24 protein-coding genes are annotated in these 20971 nt (G+C 38.3%); 11 read left to right on the top strand and 13 right to left on the bottom strand.

Annotated elements, in window-relative coordinates; translation table 11 throughout:
* Window positions 1-28 precede the first annotated feature (28 nt).
* The 4 genes from nadE to IE080_RS00965 all read right to left on the bottom strand — a co-directional run bounded on the left by nadE (window position 29) and on the right by IE080_RS00965 (window position 4174).
* Entirely contained in the window at window positions 29-1876 is a 1848-nt protein-coding gene (nadE, locus tag IE080_RS00980; protein WP_189578505.1) for an NAD(+) synthase, read from the bottom strand.
* A gap of 44 nt (window positions 1877-1920) precedes the next feature.
* Entirely contained in the window at window positions 1921-2580 is a 660-nt protein-coding gene (gene rnc, locus IE080_RS00975) for a ribonuclease III (RefSeq protein WP_189578503.1), read from the bottom strand.
* 82 nt (window positions 2581-2662) lie between these two features.
* A complete protein-coding gene (gene fabF, locus IE080_RS00970; RefSeq protein WP_189578501.1) occupies window positions 2663-3916 on the bottom strand; it encodes a beta-ketoacyl-ACP synthase II in 1254 nt (417 codons plus the stop codon).
* A 21-nt stretch (window positions 3917-3937) separates the two neighbouring features.
* Complete coding sequence (locus IE080_RS00965) at window positions 3938-4174, bottom strand: acyl carrier protein (protein ID WP_008629501.1); 237 nt, start codon at window positions 4172-4174, stop codon at window positions 3938-3940.
* Between the two features lie 151 nt (window positions 4175-4325).
* On the opposite strand from IE080_RS00965, the gene IE080_RS00960 reads away from it, so the two are divergent.
* From IE080_RS00960 to IE080_RS00935, 6 genes are all read left to right on the top strand, one after another.
* Entirely contained in the window at window positions 4326-4754 is a 429-nt protein-coding gene (locus IE080_RS00960) for an IPExxxVDY family protein (protein ID WP_189578499.1), read from the top strand.
* A 14-nt stretch (window positions 4755-4768) separates the two neighbouring features.
* Entirely contained in the window at window positions 4769-6199 is a 1431-nt protein-coding gene (gene pyk, locus IE080_RS00955) for a pyruvate kinase (RefSeq protein ID WP_189578497.1), read from the top strand.
* 175 nt (window positions 6200-6374) lie between these two features.
* Window positions 6375-7814 (top strand): fasciclin domain-containing protein, encoded by a 1440-nt coding sequence (locus IE080_RS00950; RefSeq protein ID WP_189578495.1) that lies wholly within the window; start codon window positions 6375-6377, stop codon window positions 7812-7814.
* 110 nt (window positions 7815-7924) lie between these two features.
* Window positions 7925-8953, top strand: a complete 1029-nt coding sequence (locus IE080_RS00945; protein WP_189578493.1) for a sensor histidine kinase — start codon at window positions 7925-7927, stop codon at window positions 8951-8953.
* Window positions 8928-9698 carry a LytR/AlgR family response regulator transcription factor gene (locus IE080_RS00940; protein WP_189578491.1) on the top strand — a complete coding sequence of 257 codons (771 nt, stop codon included), beginning with the start codon at window positions 8928-8930 and terminating at the stop codon, window positions 9696-9698. The genes IE080_RS00945 and IE080_RS00940 overlap by 26 nt, the downstream gene beginning before the upstream one ends.
* The gene (locus IE080_RS00935; RefSeq protein WP_189578489.1) at window positions 9695-10063 is read left to right on the top strand and encodes a hypothetical protein; all 369 of its coding nucleotides are present in this window, start codon (window positions 9695-9697) and stop codon (window positions 10061-10063) included. Before IE080_RS00940 ends, IE080_RS00935 begins: the two co-directional genes overlap by 4 nt.
* On the opposite strand, the gene IE080_RS00930 is transcribed toward IE080_RS00935, so the two are convergent.
* The 5 genes from IE080_RS00930 to IE080_RS00910 are packed head-to-tail and all read right to left on the bottom strand — an operon-like array spanning window position 10060 to window position 13778.
* Window positions 10060-11625: an NFACT RNA binding domain-containing protein gene (locus IE080_RS00930; RefSeq protein ID WP_189578487.1), complete on the bottom strand. Its 1566-nt coding sequence runs from the start codon at window positions 11623-11625 to the stop codon at window positions 10060-10062. The two genes, IE080_RS00935 and IE080_RS00930, sit on opposite strands and share 4 nt — an antisense overlap.
* Before the next feature lies 1 nt (window position 11626).
* The gene (locus tag IE080_RS00925; RefSeq protein ID WP_189578485.1) at window positions 11627-12388 is read right to left on the bottom strand and encodes an MBL fold metallo-hydrolase; all 762 of its coding nucleotides are present in this window, start codon (window positions 12386-12388) and stop codon (window positions 11627-11629) included.
* Window positions 12385-12663 (bottom strand): hypothetical protein, encoded by a 279-nt coding sequence (locus IE080_RS00920; RefSeq protein ID WP_189578483.1) that lies wholly within the window; start codon window positions 12661-12663, stop codon window positions 12385-12387. Before IE080_RS00920 ends, IE080_RS00925 begins: the two co-directional genes overlap by 4 nt.
* 3 nt (window positions 12664-12666) lie before the next feature.
* Window positions 12667-13044 carry a response regulator gene (locus IE080_RS00915; protein ID WP_189578481.1) on the bottom strand — a complete coding sequence of 126 codons (378 nt, stop codon included), beginning with the start codon at window positions 13042-13044 and terminating at the stop codon, window positions 12667-12669.
* Entirely contained in the window at window positions 13041-13778 is a 738-nt protein-coding gene (locus IE080_RS00910) for a response regulator (RefSeq protein ID WP_189578478.1), read from the bottom strand. Before IE080_RS00910 ends, IE080_RS00915 begins: the two co-directional genes overlap by 4 nt.
* 70 nt (window positions 13779-13848) lie before the next feature.
* On the opposite strand from IE080_RS00910, the gene miaA reads away from it, so the two are divergent.
* Window positions 13849-14763 (top strand): tRNA (adenosine(37)-N6)-dimethylallyltransferase MiaA, encoded by a 915-nt coding sequence (miaA, locus tag IE080_RS00905; RefSeq protein WP_189578476.1) that lies wholly within the window; start codon window positions 13849-13851, stop codon window positions 14761-14763.
* Here the strand turns inward: miaA and IE080_RS00900 are convergent.
* The 3 genes from IE080_RS00900 to IE080_RS00890 form a co-directional block, all read right to left on the bottom strand.
* Entirely contained in the window at window positions 14748-15119 is a 372-nt protein-coding gene (locus tag IE080_RS00900) for a hypothetical protein (protein WP_189578474.1), read from the bottom strand. The genes miaA and IE080_RS00900 overlap by 16 nt on opposite strands.
* 5 nt (window positions 15120-15124) lie before the next feature.
* On the bottom strand, window positions 15125-16099 hold the full coding sequence (gene pfkA / locus IE080_RS00895) for a 6-phosphofructokinase (protein ID WP_189578472.1): 975 nt from the start codon (window positions 16097-16099) through the stop codon (window positions 15125-15127).
* 141 nt (window positions 16100-16240) lie between these two features.
* Window positions 16241-16585 (bottom strand): single-stranded DNA-binding protein, encoded by a 345-nt coding sequence (locus IE080_RS00890; RefSeq protein WP_189578470.1) that lies wholly within the window; start codon window positions 16583-16585, stop codon window positions 16241-16243.
* 404 nt (window positions 16586-16989) lie between these two features.
* Between IE080_RS00890 and IE080_RS00885 the strand changes: the two genes are divergently transcribed.
* On the top strand, window positions 16990-17775 hold the full coding sequence (locus IE080_RS00885) for a PhzF family phenazine biosynthesis protein (RefSeq protein ID WP_189578468.1): 786 nt from the start codon (window positions 16990-16992) through the stop codon (window positions 17773-17775).
* Between the two features lie 73 nt (window positions 17776-17848).
* On the opposite strand, the gene IE080_RS00880 is transcribed toward IE080_RS00885, so the two are convergent.
* Window positions 17849-18739, bottom strand: a complete 891-nt coding sequence (locus IE080_RS00880; protein ID WP_189578466.1) for a hypothetical protein — start codon at window positions 18737-18739, stop codon at window positions 17849-17851.
* A gap of 55 nt (window positions 18740-18794) precedes the next feature.
* On the opposite strand from IE080_RS00880, the gene IE080_RS00875 reads away from it, so the two are divergent.
* From IE080_RS00875 to IE080_RS00865, 3 genes are all read left to right on the top strand, one after another.
* Complete coding sequence (locus tag IE080_RS00875) at window positions 18795-19889, top strand: oxygenase MpaB family protein (RefSeq protein WP_189578464.1); 1095 nt, start codon at window positions 18795-18797, stop codon at window positions 19887-19889.
* Between the two features lie 109 nt (window positions 19890-19998).
* Window positions 19999-20304, top strand: coding sequence for a DUF2752 domain-containing protein (locus IE080_RS00870; protein WP_189578462.1), 306 nt, complete (start codon window positions 19999-20001; stop codon window positions 20302-20304).
* Window positions 20297-20653: a TM2 domain-containing protein gene (locus IE080_RS00865; protein ID WP_189578460.1), complete on the top strand. Its 357-nt coding sequence runs from the start codon at window positions 20297-20299 to the stop codon at window positions 20651-20653. Before IE080_RS00870 ends, IE080_RS00865 begins: the two co-directional genes overlap by 8 nt.
* Window positions 20654-20971: the final 318 nt, after the last annotated feature.

The following is a 20971-nucleotide window of genomic DNA, read 5'->3' as shown; positions in this document are numbered from 1 at the left end:
TAGTAGTATTGCTGCGCAAACTGCGCTGTTATAAAGTATCCAATTCGTGTAATTCTTCTTCGTATCCTTTGGAAAGGATAGGGAAACGATACCAGGTTTTAGGGTCCACATTGAACTCATCCAAATGAAAGGATGGAGCCAAGCGTTCCCTTTTCCACTGATTTCGGGACCACAATCTAAAGAACTTTTTAATATAATCTTTCAGTTCTTGGTCTGAATAGCCCAATTCTTCCTGTAGGATGAGGTATACGTCCATTGGCGAGCGTCTGTCCCGGATAGCTAATCGCTCGATTTCCACAATCAGAGAATAAGGCATCAGATCGGCCTCATCTGTTTGATGGTTTTCCGAAGGACGCAATTCAGCAGTGGGTTGTAAGCTGTTGACCATTTTCAAACCTTCGTATTGTAAATGCTTTTCTGCCCATTGCAACCATTGGAGGATAAAGTATTTATCCACGGCAGCAATAGGAGAGATGCTGCCACTTGTGTCTCCATCCATCGTGGCATAGCCTGCATCCCCTTCACTTCGGTTGGAGGTGCTGAGCAATAAGGCATTGTTGATATTTGCCAGCATCCAAATGATCGGAGAGCGGGCCCGGGCTTGAATATTTTGCAAGGTCAGGTCGTCCTGCTCCCATGTCAGCTTTCTGCCGATAGCTGTTTCAATTTTACTTGTGTAGGATTGTACTTCCTCAGCGATCTCCCATTGGTAGAATACTGCGCCTAAATCCTCAGCCAATAAGCGGGCACTTTCGAAGGTATCTGTGGAGGAGTTGTTGGAAGCTTGGTAAGCGACGGTAAAGATTTTTCCTACAAATTCTTTGACAGGATTATCACTAGTGGGTTGGAATGGGATCCCGATTTTTTGGATGAATTTTTCCAATCCCAATTCTTGCATACCTCTTCTCACCATTTCGGCTACCAAGACGGCAATGGTGGAGGAGTCAGCCCCACCGCTTAAGCTGAGCACAAAGCCTTTGCTTTTGCTTTTTCTTAAATAGTCAAATAGTGCTAAAGCGGAAGCTTGGACAAATTCATGGTTCTTGTCTACCTGATGGGTGATGTCAGGATAGTTGCTGAGATCTTTTTGGTAATCAAAGCTGCAAAGTTGAAAATCTTGGAAGGATAAAAGCTCATTGCGGAGTAGGATGCGACCTTTATCGGCAACCAAGATCTCTCCATCAAAGATCATTCGACCAGCTTCATTTCCAAGTAGATTGACATAGAAATAGGTGGCATCCATTAGAATGGATGAATTTTTCATCAATTCCTCCCGCTGCAAGGTCTTGCCCATGGCAAAGTGACTGGCTGATGGATTGAAAACGATGTCCACATGCCTGTCTTTTAATCGAATTCCAGGCCTCTCGGCAGCTCTCCAAGCATCTTCACAGATTTCGAATCCATATTTGAAGCCATTTTTTTCAAAAATGATATCCCCCAAGGGTACAGGTTTGCCGAAAAAATCCAAGGAAACTATTTTGTATGCTTCCCAAGGGGTAAACCATCGGAATTCGTAATGTACTCCATCAATGGCCATAAACTGCTTAGCTACCAAACCCAACAATTCCCCATTTTCAATCACAGCCATGCAATTGTACACCTTGGATTCTATCCGAACAGGCAGACCTACTGCGACGGTGATGTCTTGGCAATAAGGTAAAAGGGTTTGTAGCTGTTTAAGGGCTTTTTTGGGAAACCAATAGCTGAGGTACAGATCCTCACTGCCATAAGCAGTAATAGCTAATTCGGGTAGACATAGTAATTCTACCCCCGTATTTCGGGCTTCTTCTATGGAAGCAATGATATGTTTTAGATTTCCTGTCCAATCAAGAGGTGTTTGATTGACAGTAGCGCAGGCAATTCTCACAGTTGACATGTTGTGTTTCAAAGGTATCAAACACGATAATCAAAGATACTGTTCTAAATTTGAATAGCGAGTTTCTCGCAGGCATTTTTGGAAGCTTCCTGCTCAGCTTTTTTCTTGGTATTTCCTTTCCCTGAGGCGGTGGATTCATTTTCGATCCATATTTCCACCAAAAACTCCTTGAATCGCTGATTGCCCGTCATGGAAACCATCTTGAATTCCACTTCTTTATTTTCTTTTTGGGCCCATTCGATGATTTTGCTCTTGAAGTTGGTGGTCGTATTGATGATTTCATCCACATCGTAATGAATAACAATGCGTTTGAGTATAAATTTCTTACAGAATTTATACCCCCTGTCAAGGTAAATAGCGCCGATCAAGGCCTCCAAAGAGTCTCCAAATATGGATTTATGGGCATTCAGATTTCTCCCTTCATAGGATTCGGAGATAAGTTTGGCCAAACCGATTTTGATGGCGATTTGGTTCAATGCTTCTCGATTGACCATGCGGGAGCGGGTTTCTGTGAGGAATCCTTCATCCCGGTAGGGGAATTTGATAAATAAAAATTCTGCAATCACGGCCCCTAGGACGGCATCTCCCAGGTATTCCAGTCGTTCGTTGGAGATTTTTAGGCCATTGACATACTCATCGGAGACTGAGGCATGCTTGATGGCCAATTTGTAGAGGGCTAAGTTAAAAGGCTTGCTACCAGCCATGTGTTTAATGGAAGCAGCAAGCCTTTTGTCTTTTTTCGTATAGAATATTCCTCGTAAGCGGAGTAAGCGGGAAAGTTTCAAGTTACTCTTCTATTTTTTTGAAGATGACCGAGCAATTATGCCCACCAAATCCAAAAGTATTACTCAAGGCAGCTCTCACAGTTCTCTGGTGAGCCTTATTCAAAGTCAAATTCAAGTTACTATCAATGTTTTCATCCGGTGTGGAGTGATTGATAGTAGGGGGTACCAGATCATTTTTGACCGATAGGATAGAAGCTAAGGCTTCCACCGCTCCTGCTGCACCCAGCAAGTGGCCAGTCATGGATTTAGTACTGCTGATATTGAGTTTATACGCATGCTCTCCAAAAACTTTCTGGATTGCTTTTACTTCCGCCACATCACCTAAAGGGGTAGATGTACCGTGTACGTTGACATAATCAATATCTTCCGGCTTCAAGCCAGCATCTTCGATTGCTAAGCGCATCACATTGCTAGCACCATCTCCATCCGGATGTGGCGCTGTAATATGATGGGCATCGGCAGTCATAGCGCCACCGACCATTTCAGCATAGATTTTGGCACCTCTTGCCACTGCATGCTCATACTCTTCCAAGATGATACACGCAGCACCTTCTCCTAATACAAACCCATCTCTTTCTTTATCGAAAGGTCTGGATGCAGTCTCTGGAGAATCGTTTCTTTGGGACAGGGCTTTCATAGCATTGAATCCTCCTATACAAGAAGTAGTCACTACAGCCTCTGAACCACCTGTGATAAATACATCAGCTTTATTCCAACGAATATAATTAAATGCATCTAAAATGGCATTAGTAGAAGAAGCACAAGCAGATACTGTAACAAAATTAGGTCCTTTAAAACCGTATTTGATGGATATGTGACCTGCGCAGATATCTACAATCATTTTTGGAATGAAAAATGGATTGTATCGGGGAGTACCATCACCTGTAGTGAAGTTGATTACTTCATCTTCAAGTGTTTTTAGACCTCCGATGCCTGACCCAAGAATAACACCTGCACGATTGAGGTCAATCTTTTCGGTATCAATGCCTGAATCTTCCACAGCTTGTTGGGCAGCAGCCAAAGCATACTGAGAAAATAAGTCTAATTTCCTTGCCTCTTTTTTGTCCAGATACTTTTCAACATCAAAGTTCTTTACTTCGCACGCAAACTGAGTTTTGAACAGGGAGGCGTCGAATTTAGTAATCGGCCCAGCGCCGCTTACACCATTAGACAGACCGTTCCAGAACTCCTCGACGGTGTTGCCTATGGGTGTCAGTGCACCAAGACCGGTTACTACAACTCTTCTTAAATTCATAAATGAATTTTATAGTGTTTTTTATTTTACGTTAGCTTCTAGGTAGCTGATAGCCTGACCTACAGTTCCGATTTGCTCAGCTTGATCATCTGGAATAGAGATATTAAACTCTTTTTCAAATTCCATGATAAGCTCAACAGTATCCAAGGAGTCAGCTCCAAGGTCGTTTGTGAAGCTAGCCTCAGGAGTAACTTCAGATTCTTCTACGCCCAATTTATCTACGATAATGGCTTTTACTTTTTGTGCAATTTCAGACATTTTTTGATCAGTTTAAATTAAAACACTTCGCAAAGAAATATATTTATAACCTTATTGCCAAAAAAATAAGGATATGAAATTATGGAAAATGCCGAATAGCTCAATCTTCCAGCTTTATTTCTACCTTTGTAACTAGGTAGGGGCTGCTTTTATGAAAAAGAATAAACTTGTTTTTGACTATCAATTTGATTTCGAAATTTTGGGTTTTGTAGCCCCTGTGAAGGATTATAAGCTTGCTTGGGCTATCAATAAGCAACTCGATCTCCGACTCAAAAAGGTTGATGACTACTATTTAGAATTAATAAATCAGCCCGATTTGTTTGTGCCACAATTTTTAGAGAAAAAAGAGCATGGTTTTGTGCAACTACTCAAAAACAAATCCAATACCTTTGGACCTACAGCTGCGTACTTGATTCCTGAATTGAAAATAATGGATTACTTCTTGCTCATACAGGACTTTACAGAGGAATTAAATTTAAATACGTATATTGAGCGCCTTTCAGACGTGGATTTTATCCAAAATGTGGTTAAAATTGACGTTACAAAATTAAAATCAAAAGAGAATCTACTAACCTATTAACTTAAAAATTACACATGAGTATTGCGCTATTTAACAAGACCAAAATACTAGCCACTGTAGGCCCTGCCTCTAACAATGAAGATATGTTGAGAAGTTTGGTTACTGCCGGAGCCAATGTTTTCCGATTGAATTTTTCTCATGGAGACCATGAAGGTCATGCGAAAGTGATTCAACTAATTCGTAAAATCAATGCCGAATCAGAATCAAACATAGGTATCCTGCAAGATTTGCAAGGTCCTAAGATCCGTGTAGGAGAAATGGAAAACGGTGGGGTTCAAATCAATCCAGGACAAAAAATCACGATTACCAATGAGCCGGTCATAGGAAATGCAGAATTGGTGAGCACCGTTTATAAAAACCTTCCAAATGATGTCAGAGGAGGAGATCGTATTTTGATTGATGACGGAAATATTGAATTAGCTGTTAACAATACAGATGGGAAAAATGTGCGCTGTGTAGTTATCCACGGGGGTATTTTGAAATCCAGAAAAGGTATCAACTTGCCAAACACCAAAGTGTCCGCTCCTTCCTTAACAGAAAAGGATTTGATAGATTTGGAGTTTGGGTTGGCTAATGATGTGGATTGGATTGCGCTTTCATTTGTAAGGTCTGCCGATGATATCCGTGATCTTCGGGAGCGTATCGTAAAAGCTGGTAAGCATTGCCGCATTGTAGCAAAAATCGAAAAGCCTGAGGCTTTGGAAAATATTGATGAGATCATCAAAGCTACTGACGCAATCATGGTCGCCCGTGGTGATTTGGGAGTGGAAGTGCCTATGGAAAAGGTGCCTTTATGGCAAAAGACCATCGTACAGAAATGTAAACTCGCCAGCAAACCGGTTATTATCGCTACACAAATGTTGGAAAGCATGATCAATCATCCAAGACCTACACGTGCTGAGACCAATGATGTGGCAACAGCTGTATTGGATGGAGCGGATGCCGTGATGCTTTCTGCGGAGACAGCATCGGGTCAGTTCCCTGTAGCAGCAGTAAAGGCGATGACTAGTATCATTTCTTACATCGAAAATAATCATGATGTCTACCATCATTTGTATAAAATACCGGAAGATGACCCGAAGTTTTTGAGTAAAAACCTCACGTTGATGGCTGCCAGGCTTTCGAGAAATGTGAAAGCAAAAGTATTGGTAGGGATTACTGCATCCGGTATGACAGCTTTCCGTCTATCATCCTTCAGACCTTTGGCTAATTTGATTGTGTTTACCAATAATAAAAACTTGTTAACACAACTGAGCTTGGCTTGGGGAGTACATGCTTATTACTACACTAGTAATGTATCTACGGATGCCACTTTTATGGATATTCAAAACAAGCTGAAAGCCGATAATTACGTGAAGACAGGTGATGTCATTATCAATACGGCTAGCATGCCTTTAAAAGAAAAAGGTTCTACCAATATGCTGAAGATTCATATTGTAGAATAATACAATCTTACCAACCAACCTTTCAGAGGCGCTTGATAGAATCAGGCGCCTCTTTTTTTTTCAATTCAGCTGGTTTAATGCACAGTTCAGCCTGTAAAATCTACGGTTCAGCCAAATCAATGTATCTACATTGGATTTTCTCAGTTAAAGAATACGAAACTAAACAAATTCAACTATGCAAAATTTATCAAAGTACCTATTGGCATTCGCATTTTTATTTGCGATCGTAGCATGTAATGACGATGAAGACATGCGACCAGAAATGGAAGCTCCAAATTTGGTTGAAGCTGCTTCTCAGGCGGGATTATCCACGTTATTGACTGCTGTACAAGCTATCCCTGGCTTGGCTCCAGCACTTCTAGAAGCACCAGCTATCACTGTGTTTGCTCCGACCAATGATGCATTCGGTGCAGCCCTTGCTGCTTTCAACGCTGGAGATCTAAATGAACTAGTGGATGCTTTGGGTGGAGCTGAAAACCTAGAGACTGTCTTGGGTTTTCACGTAGTACCTGCAGTTGCTTTTGCCGCTGATTTGAATGCTACTAATAACTTTACAACATTATCTGGTCAGCAATTGACTGTAAATAGATCAGGTAATACAGTAACAGTAGTAGACGCAGCTGGTAATACTGCTAACGTGGTTACGGCAGACGTACGAATCAGCAATGGTGTGGTACACGTGATCGACAGAGTCTTGTTACCTGAAATTCAATTACCTGAAGTGCCTGCTCCAAATTTGGTAGATGCCGCTAATAGCGCTGGTTTAACTACCCTTTTGGCTGCTGTAACAGCTGTGGATGGCTTAGCTGATGCCTTGTTGGCTGCGCCTGCTATTACAGTATTTGCTCCAACCAACGATGCTTTTGCTGCTGCTTTAGAAGCATTTAATGCATCTGATTTGAATCAGTTAATTGCAAGAATAGGTGGAATTGAAAATTTGCAAACGGTACTTGGCTTCCATGTTGTAGGTGCAACAGCTTTCTCTGGCGATTTGCAGGCAACCAATACTTTTGAAACATTAGCTGGTCAATCATTGACAGTAACTAGAAATGGAAATGGTGTAACTGTAACGGATGCTGCTGGTAACACAAGAAATGTAGTAGCCGCTGATGTGGCTATCGAAAACGGTGTGGTACACGTAATCGACGGTGTATTGTTGCCAGAGCTTGAAATCCCTAATGTGGTTGAAGCTGCAACTGCCGCTGGATTAACTACACTCTTGGATGCAGTAACTGCTGCTGATTTAGGTGGTGCGTTGTTAGGTGCTGAGGCTATTACAGTATTTGCTCCAACCAATGAAGCATTTGGTGAATTATTACAAACATTAGGAGTGACTTCTTTAGATGGTTTAATTGCAGAACTTGGAGCTGAGGCAGTAATTAAAGTGCTTGGATTCCACGTAGTTCCTACTGTTGCTTTCTCTTTTGACTTAGCATCAGGTGCACAGACAGTACCTACATTGGCTGGTGAAGAATTGACGGTAACAAGATCTAATGGAAATGTAACTGTAACGGATGCGGCTGGTAATACATTCAACGTAGTAGTTGCTGACGTAGCAATCGCTAATGGTGTGGTACACGTAATTGACGGAGTATTATTACCAACTTTAGACTAATACCTATCACAATATGGTAAGGGAGTTCGACAGGACTCCCTTATTTTTTTCAAAACATTTCCACAAACTGACGGTTAAATTAACTCATCCACCTCCCTTATTCTCATCAGATGTTTGGTCACGCATACAGGTATTTGTTTGCCACGCTCTTAGGAATTTATTCTTTTCTGAACATCTCTCTTTTGGATGGTGATCGCTTGTATCAAGTTGATCTTCCTCCGCAATATTTATTTGTTGTAGTTTTTTTCAATGTCTTCGGTATTTGGGTTATCAATGAGTGGCTCGAAAAAAAAACTGGAATTTTCCCCAAAAACATTCATCCTTTAATTACCCAATTCCTAAGCAGTTTAGTCTTGGTGGGATTATTGGCTTTGACTTCTGTGCTGATTACAGGCAATATCTTGGGAGGACCATTCGCATATTCTATACAAAACTTTTTTTTGACAGCAGCATTTGTTTATAGGGTAAATTTGTTTCTAAACTCCGTGAACGCCATTTATTTTTTTAATAAAAAATTTAATGAGAAAAAGCTCGAAGCAGAGCGCTTAAAAACATTAACAGTAAATGCCAAGCTGGATGCTTTGAATGCGCAGATCAATCCGCATTTCTTCTTCAATAATCTCAGTATACTATCCTCCTTGATTTATGAGGATCCTAAATTGGCAGATAAATTTCTCCACAAACTTTCGGATATTTACCGGTATATCCTGAATAAAAGGAATGTGGAATTGGTGACTTTGGAAGAAGAATTAAGTTTTTTGAAAAAATATCTAGAGTTATTGGAAATACGGTTTCAGGGATCCTTGACCTTTCACAAAGTCATTGACGAAAAGGCCCTTCCCAAGATGCTTCCCCCCGCTGTATTGCAGCTATTGGTGGAAAATGTAGTCAAACACAATTTTTTTACCGACGTAAAACCCTTGGAAGTTTGTATCCAAGCAAAGGAATCTTCCGTCATTATTCACAACAAAAAGCAGTTAAAATCCATCGTGGAAGTGTCTACTGGCATAGGACTTGAAAACATTCGAGCAAGATATAAGTTCTTAGGTAGAAAAGTAAGCGTAAGGAGTACTCAAGAGTTTTTTGAAGTTGAACTACCATTAATCGAAGGATATGAAAATAGCGATAGTAGAAGATGAGCCGTTTACCAAAAAAAGAATCCAAACGATTATTACCCAGCATTATCCTCATGCCCAAATCGTAAGCACTGGGCAGACCTTGGAGGAGCTTTCCCTTATCCTAGGGCGACAGCAGGAGATAGATCTGCTATTTTGTGATTTACACTTGGCAGATGGATTAAGCTTTGATGTGCTCAAAGTCTTTGAAATCAGCATTCCTATCGTCTTTATTACTGCTTATGATCAATATGCACTCCAATCGTTTGATCATAATTGTATTGATTATTTGCTCAAACCCATAGAAGAAGAACGCCTAATTCTTGCCTTGGAAAAAGCTAGTAAGTTTATCCGCGACACCCAAAAACCGGTCATCGCTCCCGAGATTTTACACCAAATCTTCCACGGCTACCAAAATAAAATTTACAAACAGCGTTTTTTAGCCAAATATGGCAACAAAATTAAGTTGATATCCGTCAAAGATATAGCCTATTTTTTTACAGAAAATAGCGTCACCTATTTGGTTTGCTCCGGTGAGTCAAAAAAGTATATTGTGGATTACAGCTTACAGGAATTGGAAGAACAGCTCTTAAATCCCTTGGAGTTTTATAGAATCAACCGTTCCTCTATTGTAAGCTTGGATTACTTGCAGGAAATGAAGCCTTATCAAAATGGGCGCCTGCAATTATCTTTGAATTCACCTGCATTTACCGATTTAATTGTGTCAAGAGAAAAAGTCAATCAATTTAAGGAGTGGATCAACAAATGAAAAAATTATTTACACTGGTATTGTTTGTTTTTTTGGGTGTACAAACTGGATTTTCCCAATCCGACCAATCAGCCGTGAACCAAGAAAGTATGCAGCGGACCATCATGCAATTGCAGCATGATGTCTATGAGGTGCAATTAAATTTGCATCAGGCACAGCGTCAATTGAAAAATGGTATTTTAGTGTCTACCATTGGGTATTCAGTAACTATCTTAGGAGGTCAATTACTCGGGAATAATCCGGAATTGGGTAGAGGATTACTGTATGCGGGTGGTGCTATTGGCATAGCCGGAACAGTCGTACTGGTCAAAGGTTTTAACAAAATAAGCTTAGGACCGCCGACCAAACCAAAATCCTGGAATTAGCGGTTTTGGGGTCCTTGAGGTACAACCAACACGGTTTTTTCTTTGTCCACCATAACTGCACCTGGAGCTGATCCTTTCACTTTTCGGACAAATTTGGCCGGTGTTACAATCACAGCTGCTAAACTTTCATTTTTATTTTTGGAATAGTAAGCAGCTAGGGAAGCAGCTTGTTCGATCACCTGTGTAGGAAAGGTTTTCCCTGATTTGTATTTGATCAGCACATGGGAGCCCGAAACATCTTTGGCATGTAACCATAAATCTTCTTTCCAGGCAAATCTCCTCAACAATTCATCGTTGGCTTTGGCTGACTTTCCAACCAATACTTCGAAACCTTCGATTTCAAATCGCTTGAATGGTACGGTGTCCTCTTGAGCTTGTGCTGCATGTACGAAATGATGGTCTTTGATAAATTGCCTTAGTCGCTTGAAATCCTCTATGACTGCTAGTTCTTCCTTTTGAGCTTGCAAGGAACTGATGAGGTTTTCCTTGGCCTCCAGGTTTTCTTCCAATTGGGCGATTTCAATCTTTCTATTTTTAGACTTCCTGTACCAGTTTTCGGCTACTTTTTGCGGACTCATCCCCTGTTTCCAGGTAAATTCTTCTTCCTGATTGGTGTAAAAATTAAAGAGCTTGGCTGAAATGCTACCCGATGGAATCTGATGCAAATTTGCCATCAGTACATCTGCTTTTTGTGCAGGGGATATCTCTTCGAGCAATTCGTACAGCTTCTCCTCTGTTTTTCGGATATAGGCCTGACTTTTCTTCAATTGCTCCTCTACATGCTTCACCCATTTAGCCTTTTCCTTTTGAAAAGTCTGCACGACCACCCGGTAGCGAAACAACTCGTTCACAGCCTCAATTGCCTGATTGCTTTGAAAAATAGGGGAGGACTCGGGTAAGAGAGAAAGCTCGTATTCCCCTCCATGTTGGATGATTGAGAATAAGGGGCTAGCCAACATGTCCTGCATTTCCTCCATCAACTCCCATTTACGGGAGAGTGGCGCCTCGATATATCCCCGTTTTTTCAGCCATTCCCTCGGGATTTTCCCTAAGGTCGGCAAAAATTGGGAGGCATTTCCCTCTAAGGCTTCAAAGCGTTCATAGCTGAGATCCAAGCTTACAGATATCTGCGATTTTTTTATCTCAAAATCTTCTTTCAGTTCATTCCGAAATACCTTGATAGGAAAAGCTGCTCCTGCAGGAAAGTACAGGATGTTGCTTCGAGTCCCGTGTAATTTGAAGACGATGCTATCTCCATTCGTCAGTGCCAATTCAAATGCACGCTCAAAACTGTAAGCAGTGACCGAAAGGACTTCCTGTCCCAACCATTCATCGAAGAGATTGATAGTGTTCTTTTTACTACGTTTGAAATCCTTGGGAAAGCTCAGGCAGGAAAAAATGGGGAGTAAATTGGCCCGTATACAGGCTGTTTCCTCTCCTTTGGAGAACAGGATGACCAATTCGTCCTTGTTTTGGGAAAAGCAGGAACTGATATGAAAGCCTTGAAAGGTCTCATGTAGTTCCGGGCAAAGAAATCGTAGAAAATGGTAATTGAGCTGCATGTCAGAGCGTGATTGTTAAGCCATCATACGCAAGTTTGACATGCGTAGGTAAATGCGGCTCTATCTCATGGTGAGCTCCCAGTTTGTGGCTGATATGGGTGAAATAAGCCTGTTCGGGCTGAATGCGATCTACCCATTCCAAGGCTTCATCCAAGGTAAGATGGGATAGATGATGCGTCTTTTGCAAGGCATTCAATACCAAAATTTTGCTTCCTTTGATTTTTTCAAACTCCTCATCTTCGATGTATTTGGCATCGGTGATGTAGGTGAAATCTCCAAAACGGAATCCAAATACAGGCAATTTATAATGCAGAACTTGAATAGGTGTAACTGTAGTACCGTTGATGCTAAATGGCGTATTGGAAATTTCATTGACTTGTACCGATGGTACACCCGGGTATTTGACTTCCTCGAATATATAGGCAAATTCCCGTTTGATTTGGTTCAAGACGCGGGGAGTGCCATAAATCGGCATGTCTTTTTTCTGTAAAAAATTGTAAGAGCGGATATCATCCAGTCCTGCGGTATGGTCTTTATGCTCGTGGGTAAAGATAACTGCATCTAGTTTTTTTACCTTTGCCAGTAACATTTGCTGTCGAAAATCAGGTCCTGTATCAATTACAAAGCTTTGATCGTCTATTTCAACTAAAATGGAACTTCTTAGTCGTTTATCTCTAAAATCCAAGGAACTACAAACCGGACAGTCGCATCCTATCACGGGTACGCCTTGGGAAGTTCCTGTTCCTAAGAATGTAATTTTCAAAGTTTAAGTACTGTTTGTTGTAATTCGATAAGTAAGTCTTGAATTTTTTTGTCTCCAAAATCTTGTGGATTAAAATTCAATTCTTTGATAATTTCAATCAACGTGTTGATCTTTCCATCAAGCGTATAATACTTGTTGACCACTACTACTTTATTGTCCTTTAGAATACAATAACCTGATTTGAAATTGCCTTTTTCATATCTCAGTATGTACTCAGAGGAAGCAAAAATATTTTCTAATTTATCAAGAAAGCTTTTCGTGAACTTAATTTGCATGAATTAGACTAAATGTTTTTTTACGGTGGCTAAGAGATGATCATAATCCAATGGTTTTTGGACATAATCATTCATTCCAGCCTTTTTAAAATCATCCATGGTAAAGTTTTTATAATTACCTGTTATGGCAATAATTGGAATCCTTGCTTTGTTTTGATCTTCCAATCCACGAATAGCCTTTGTACATTCAATACCATCCATCAATGGCATATTGATATCCATCAATATAAGATCGAAATCTTCGTTGAAAAGTTTTTCTAAAACTTGCTTCCCATTCTTTACAGCGGTAATGTGGTACTTTTCGAATAATAAAACATTTTTAGTCAAATTGATGATTACAGAACTATCTTCAGCAACTAAAATTTTTTTTGTAATAGTCATGAGTTTAAAATTGGATGAGACTTCAAATGATTTGCAAATTCAATTACTAACGATTTCAAATTTAGATATTCTTTTTCAATGTTATTGAATTTTTGATTTTTAATGTTCAATTCATAGGATTCACAAAATTTATACAATGCTATTGCTCCTAATGTACCAGAGTTCCCTTTGATTGTATGTAATTTTTTCCCTACCTCATTAAAGTTCTTTTGTTCCAGTAGTTCTTCTATTTCACCTAAAAGCATGTACGTTTCTTCAAGAAAATCTCGATAAACCGTTTGTATATTTTCAATAGAGTTGAATTTAAGTAATTTTTGAATAATTTCTATTGAAAAAATAGGATAGTCTTCAAAAGAATTATTTGGTGCTCTATTTTCCAAATAGGAATTAAGTAATCGCAGTAGTGTTTGAGGTTTGATAGGTTTAGGTAAAAAATCATCAAAACCAGAAGATATAAATAATGCTTTATCTGACTCATCAGCATATGCCGAAAGCGCAATGATAGGTGCTGTACTTAATTTTTCGGATTTTATTATTCTGCATGCTGTGATTCCATCCATAATAGGCATTTGAATGTCCAATAAAATAATGTCGAATGAATCCTGTTTTATTTTTTCAATTGCTTGGAATCCATTCTCTGAGGTTTCTAAAAAATATCTTTTACCTATAATGTTCTCAAAAACTTTTCTATTCAATGCGTTATCTTCAGCAATTAAGACCCTTTTGTTAATCATTTGATTAATTTAATATTTTTGTATCAATTTACTAAAATTCTTGATAAATTCCATTTAATCTGCTTAGACATTGAAGACTTATCCTTCCACGCTGCTTGTTTTAGCTGGTCCTACGGCTGTTGGAAAAACTGAAACAGCCATTTCTCTTGCCTCAATATATAAGACAGAAATACTATCAGCAGATAGTAGACAGTTTTATCGTGAAATGAACATAGGTACAGCAAAACCTTCAAAAGTTGAGATGGCTATGGTTCCGCATCATTTTATTGACTCTCATTCCATAAATGATGAATATGATGTAAAGCAGTATGAAATAGACGCACTAAAAATTTTGACAGAGCTGTTTAAGAAAAATAGATTGGTTATCCTAACAGGTGGGTCTGGCTTATATATAGATGCAGTATGCAAGGGGTTAGATGAAATGCCAGAAATATCTTCTCAAGTTCGAGAAAAAATTATTGAAAATTTTGAGCAAAATGGCTTGAATTGGCTTCAAGCCGAAGTTGAAAAAGTAGATCCGGAATATTTTCAAATAGTAGATCAAAAAAACCCTCAGCGACTCATGCGTGCTTTGGAAATTTTTTTAGGAACAGGAAAGCCCTATTCAAGCTTTAGGAGACAAAAATTCATAGAAAGGCCCTTTAATATTCTTAAGATAGCATTAGAGCGTGATAGAGAAGAATTGTATGCACGTATCAATCTACGTATGGATGCGATGCTGAATGGAGGCTTATTGGAAGAAGCTAGAGCACTCTATTCTAAAAAATCCTTAAATGCCTTGCAAACTGTCGGATACACAGAAATCTTTGATTTTTTGGAAGGAAGGTATGATTGGGAAGAAACAGTACGCCTACTAAAGAGAAATTCCCGACGCTATGCCAAACGTCAATTGACTTGGCTGCGACGGGATAAAGACTATCAGTGGTTCCATCCATCTGAAATTTCTGCTATCCAAACATGGATAGCTAATCAAGTTAATGGTTGATGACCCATTAACTTGCCAATAAAGCTATAGGGTTTCTCGGCTAGTAGCTGATTGTAACCGGCTTTTGCCATTTTAAGATTTTTCATAGTAGGAATCAAAGATTTTTCTGTAGTATCAGCGTTTGAGCTTAATAAAGAATCTTTTTTTTCCTGAAAGCTTTTAATCACCTGCTCAACAAATTGGAGATTACCAGAATTTTGTACGGTGATACTATTATCTATTTTATTCATTACTAAAAGCGCCTGCTCCGCTAATAGAAGGAGCCTCTTTTTTTTATTGTTAAAGGTGCTACTAACTACCATGACAAACAGCAATATAAATCCGCCAAAGGTTAGAAATAATGGAAGATATCCCATAACTTTTAAATGCTTAAAATTTCAATTAAACGTAAATGATCTTCATTGAGTGCCTTACTTTTACCAATACAATCAGCAAAAGGAGTATAAACTACTTCACCATTGACAACACCAGCCATACAGTTTTGTTCTCCTTTAAGCAATCCTTCTACGGCAGCCATTCCGCAACGTGAAGCCAATACGCGATCCCTTGCAGTTGGATTTCCTCCGCGCTGAATATGTCCCAAGGTAGTGACTTTAAAATCCTTATCAGCATCCTTCAATTTTTCTTCAACTTTGTGCATAATTTCTTCCCCACCACCTTCTTCGTCTCCTTCTGCTACTACAATGATGCTCGAGGACTTACTTTTTCTAAGATTTTTGAGTGATTTTACGACTTTATTTAAGTCTGTTTTAGTTTCCGGGACCATTACAAATTCAGCGCCTCCACCAATGCCACATTCAACGGCAATGTAACCAGAATCTCTTCCCATAACTTCAACAAAGAAAATCCTGTCATGAGCAGCTGCTGTGTCCCTGATTTTATCAATTGCTTCTAAAGCAGTGTTTACAGCAGTATCAAAACCTATCGTATAGTCAGTCCCATAAATGTCATTATCAATTGTACCAGGACATCCAATAATAGGCATTCCAAACTCCTCAAAAAAAGTTTTTGCACCCGTAAATGTTCCATCACCTCCAATAGCAACAATTCCTTCTATACCCTGTTCAGTGAGTTTAGCAAATGCTTTTTTTCTCCCCTCAGGGGTTCTGAAATCTTCACTTCTAGCTGATTTTAAGATTGTTCCACCCCTTTGAATGATATTACTTACAGAGTAAGAGTGCATCCGCTTGATGTTACCATTGATCATTCCGTCGTACCCATATGAAATGCCATAAATTTCAATATTGTGAAAAATTGCCGTACGAACTACAGCTCGAATACATGCATTCATCCCTGGGGCATCACCACCAGATGTGAAAACTGCGATTTTTTTCATCGTTTAATAGGTTAGTCTCCGCAAAAATACTGATAAATAGGTGTATTTGTTTGCTTATTTTAAAATACAAGAGTAAAAAATGGAAGCTGCAGTGAATTCTAAAAAGTTAATATACAACAGCAGCTTCCTTTAAATCATTGATTAACTTGAAACTTTTTCACCAAATAGAACGAATTCCTCTACAATTATTTCAGTCAGATATTTTTTTACTCCATCTTTATCTTCATAAGAACGGTTAGAGATTTTGCCTTCAATAGCCACTTCAGAACCTTTATCCAATAGCTTGAGCATGTTTTCAGCAGATTTATCCCAAGCGATAAGATTGTGCCATGTTGTTTCTTCTACTCGCTCACCGGCTTTATTATAATAATACTCATTGGTAGCTAAGCTAAAAGAAACTTTCTTCTTTCCTGATTCAAATTCTTTCATTTCAGGTTTGGTACCTAATCTCCCGATCAGTTGTACCTTGTTTCGGATACTACTCATAATGTTTGTTTTTTAGTTGATAAGGTGTATGTTTTATTAGATAAATTTCTTGAAAAAAAAATTAACTAGCCATTTATGAAACGTTTATAGTCGTTTATAAACGTTTACAAACTAAACTATTGATAACAGAGGTAATTCTCGGAAAAAGTAAATCGCTTAACTCCATAGATTGTCCGTCTAGTTGATTTATTTAAAATTCATCCTATTAATTTATTTATCGTTAGTATCTTTCTTTAAAAAATAATGAGATTTACCACAATTACACTGGAGTTAAAAAGAATATATTGCGATGATCGACCATAATTAACGTTATATAACAATGTGATCCTTGTAAAGTTAGTTATTTGATCAATTGTATAGTTTCTGTAATGAATGCGGACAATCTTAAAAAAATAATCATTAAAATGGCAACAAAAATATATCAAGTTGATGCTTTTTCTGAGCAAATATTTGGAGGTAATCCAGCAGCTGTGGTACCATTAAATTCATGGTTGCCAGACGAACGTTTGCAAGCCATTGCTTTAGAAAATAACCTTTCAGAAACTGCTTTTTATGTGCAAAACGAAGAAGGGTTTGATTTGCGATGGTTTACACCTACCACTGAAGTTGCTTTGTGTGGACATGCTACACTTTCCGCTGCGCATGTCCTGTTTGAAGAAGAAAACTATTGTAGCAATGTTATTAACTTTTATTCCCGATACTCCGGTCTTTTGAAGGTTTATCGCACTGCTAATGGTATCACACTAAACTTTCCTGCAGATGAAATTAAAAAAATACCGTTAACAAAAGAATTAATGGAGGGTTTTCAATATCCTCCATATGAAGCTTATATGGGGAAAACAGATATCATTTTAGTTTTTGATTCAGAACAAATGATTCAAACCATGAAGGTTGCAATACCAGCTATTGAGCGTATTGATGCCAGAGGAGTAATAATTACAGCGCCTGGATATCAAGTAGATTTTGTTTCCAGATTCTTTGCTCCTAAAGTAGGAGTTCCGGAAGATCCTGTGACAGGTTCAGCACATACAAGTTTGACTGTACTATGGAGTCTCAAAATGAATAAGACAAAATTTGTAGCAAGGCAATTATCAAAAAGAGGTGGAGAATTAAATTGTGAGATTTTGGAAAATAGGGTATTAATAACAGGTAAAGCAGTTACCTATCTTAGAGGTGAAATAAATTATTAATTGATTGAAAGCTACGGACTGATTTCATAAATAATAAAGTGATTAAATTATTTAGCCAATTGAGTATCTATTGTTATTGTCTCTCCATCGTTAAGATAAGTTTCTTTAATTTGGCTGAATATGCAAGCCTTGAAATATTCCCATGAGTGTCAAGATTAATATCCGCAACTGGTTTCCATACGTTTTTGGAAACATTTCTGGAAACTAATGTTGAACCTGAACCCATTAAAAGGATGTCCTTTGAAATCCAAATCATATCTTCTGAATCTGGTGATGTTCTACCGAAATCATGATAGATTCTATTTTTAATATCAAAACCTTTGATTGCATAAGTTTTTCCTTCTGGAGTGTCTAGTAGATCGCTTTTATCTATGTAACTGATAATTGAACTATTTGGTCTTAAATGAATACTTCTTCCTACATTTTCTGCTATGGTAAATATTTCATCGCGGGAGTAAGGGTATATTAGTTTATTTGGTGAGCCCAAAATAAATAAAGCAGCTTTATTATCATACCAAGCATAATATCCTACTGGTTCAAGATTATCATACAGTAGTTCTGGTTCACCAAAGTTATTTGGATACAACCATAATCGTTGTTTACCTGTTGGCTCTACTGTTACAGAGGAAACATACAAACCGCAATCGGTGGTAGCAGGCGAAAATTCATTAAAATCGCGTGTTTGGGTTAAGTTAATGAATTTTTTTGAGGAGAATGTATAGATAATTATGTCATGATTTCCTTTGTCGTCTGCCGCAGAAAATGCCAACTGTTTTTCATTAATAAAAAAAGGCTGATTGTCATACATATTTCGATTTGTAAGAAGTTCTAAGGATTCAACATCGATTTGCAGGCTTCCTTTTTTTAATCGAGCATCTACTACTACTAGATCAGTTTGTTGCTGTGCTAAACTGATTTGCCAAGTGGAAAGGATAAGATAAAGTGTTACAATATAAAATCTCATGAAGAATATGTCCTAAATTCAAGAAACTAAAGTAGCAATTCGGAGTTAAATTCTTGTGAAAAATTTATCTTACTACAAAAAATCTTACCTAAACGCATTACGTCAACAAGGCGACCCTTTGGCTGATGCGCTTATTCCAGAATTGTTAGCAAACCCTGATTGGGCAGTCGCAATAAATTCATGGAAAGGATATGTACCAGTTGTAGCTGATTTAGCCGCTTTTAGTAACAATTTTCAGAATTTTTTTGCTGTTTATCGTAGTGTTCCCAAACAATTGGACCAGCGAAAAGTGAACCTTGCTCAAGATTTTTTTGGCTCTCAGGGAAATGATTATTTGTCTCTTTTAGGTCTTTACTCGTTACCTTATTGTTATGCATTTGCAGATGGGGCACAGGTTTTAGTCCGTTCCAAACGGATCACTGAGGAAGTTGGACAGCGCTTAATGGAAACTGCTTTATTTCTCCTAGACGCTTTTAAGCCAGGGACATTTTTACAAGTCAATGAAAGTTTGTTGACCTTGGCCAAAGTTCGATTGATTCATGCTTTTAGTCGGTACTTTGTAAAGCATTATGCAAAAGATTGGAAAGCTGAGTGGGGTGTTCCTATCAACCAAGAGGATATGATTGGGACCAATCTTGCTTTTAGTATGTTGGTAATTCGGGGTTTGGATAAGTTAGGTAAATATCCGGGTTTGGAAGTTTATGAGGCAGTTTTGTATTACTGGAAGCTCGTAGGTCAATATTTAGGATTAACTATAGAGTCCTGGCCGGAGACTTCCAAAGAAGCCTTTGAATTGGAGCGCTTGATTCGAAAACGTCATTTGAAGCAGTCTGAGGCTGGAATTCAGTTGATCAATTCTTTGATTCATTATTATGAGCAAACCTTTGGTGAACCTGGTATAACGGCATCACTAAAGCGTGTTATTGCTTTTTTAGTAGGTAAAGATGCATCAAAAGCATTAAACTTACCATATACTGAACAAGTTCCTGGACTTGCATTTAGAATTTTGTTGGACTGGAGTTTTACTAGACAGCGGGAATCCAATGCTTCTATTACCTATGACAATACCCGAAGAGAGTTTTTGCGCCAAAGTGTAATCCGATTAGGAAAGCAAGTAGAGTTGACCGTGCCTGTCATAAAGCGTTCATAATCGTACATTTTTTGTCCGATTTTGGCAAGAAACTTTCTTAAAAAGCCCTGAAATGCTCTTTTTAGGCCGATTTTAAAGCTGGCATCTTTTTGGTATTTTGAACAAGTATATGAAAGCAATCAGCAAGTATGTATCTAAGTTTTCGCTCGAATTGATCTTTTGGATAGGTGCTCTCATGGGCATTTTATTAATTGATCCTAATGGGCCACAACATTTCACACTTTGCCCCTTGGATAATCTAGGGTTTCATTGGTGCCCTGGGTGTGGGTTGGGTAGGTCAATGAGTTTGTTAACACATGGTGATTTTCAAGCCTCTTGGTCTATGCATCCGATGGGTATGTTTGCCTTTGCTGTCATTACTTATCGAGTTATTCAATTAATCAGAAACTTTAAAACAACTAGAAATCATGGCTAATGTATTAAGACACCTTCCGGAGTTAGAAGGAATGGAATTAGGTTATATCCAAGGAATCATGAAAGAAATGGATGATGAGCAGGCTAGCTTATTTTCTTCGGTTTATCGTGCACGTCGTAAAGATAACCAAATGGTTTTGATTCTATGCTTACTGGGTTTTGTAGGCTTTGCTGGACTTCACAGGTTTATACTTGGACAGGTTGGGCTTGGTATTTTATATTTCTTTACGGTTGGACTTTGTTTTATTGGAACCATTGTTGATTTGGTGAATTACAAAAGCCTTGCTTATGAATTTAATGTAAAAGTAGCGCATGAAACACTGAATATGATGAGTTTCAATAGAGGTTAGTGTCGATTATCTTCAAAAAATCAAAAAAAATAGCGTCTTCAATGCTTACTAACATGGTAAATATTACTATGAAATAGTGGGTTTTGGAAGCGCTTTTTTTGTTATATGGTATATACTGACTATACACTTATTTTTTATACTTTATGCTGGTTAATTGTTTGTCAATCTTTTTCGTCTTTTGGCACGATTGTAAGATAATTCTTCATTTTACTTAATTAAACCAATTTCAATTTCCGATCGTTAGGAAATAAGTTGATATATCTGGCAAATGACCCTCCTACATTTCATTTATCCTTTTACAAAAAAACTATTTGGAAC

This window comes from Mongoliitalea lutea, from assembly GCF_014652135.1.
Classification (GTDB): domain Bacteria; phylum Bacteroidota; class Bacteroidia; order Cytophagales; family Cyclobacteriaceae; genus Mongoliitalea; species Mongoliitalea lutea.
The sequence above is the reverse complement of the archived record's forward strand: the minus strand, read 5'-3'. Positions and strand labels throughout refer to the sequence as shown.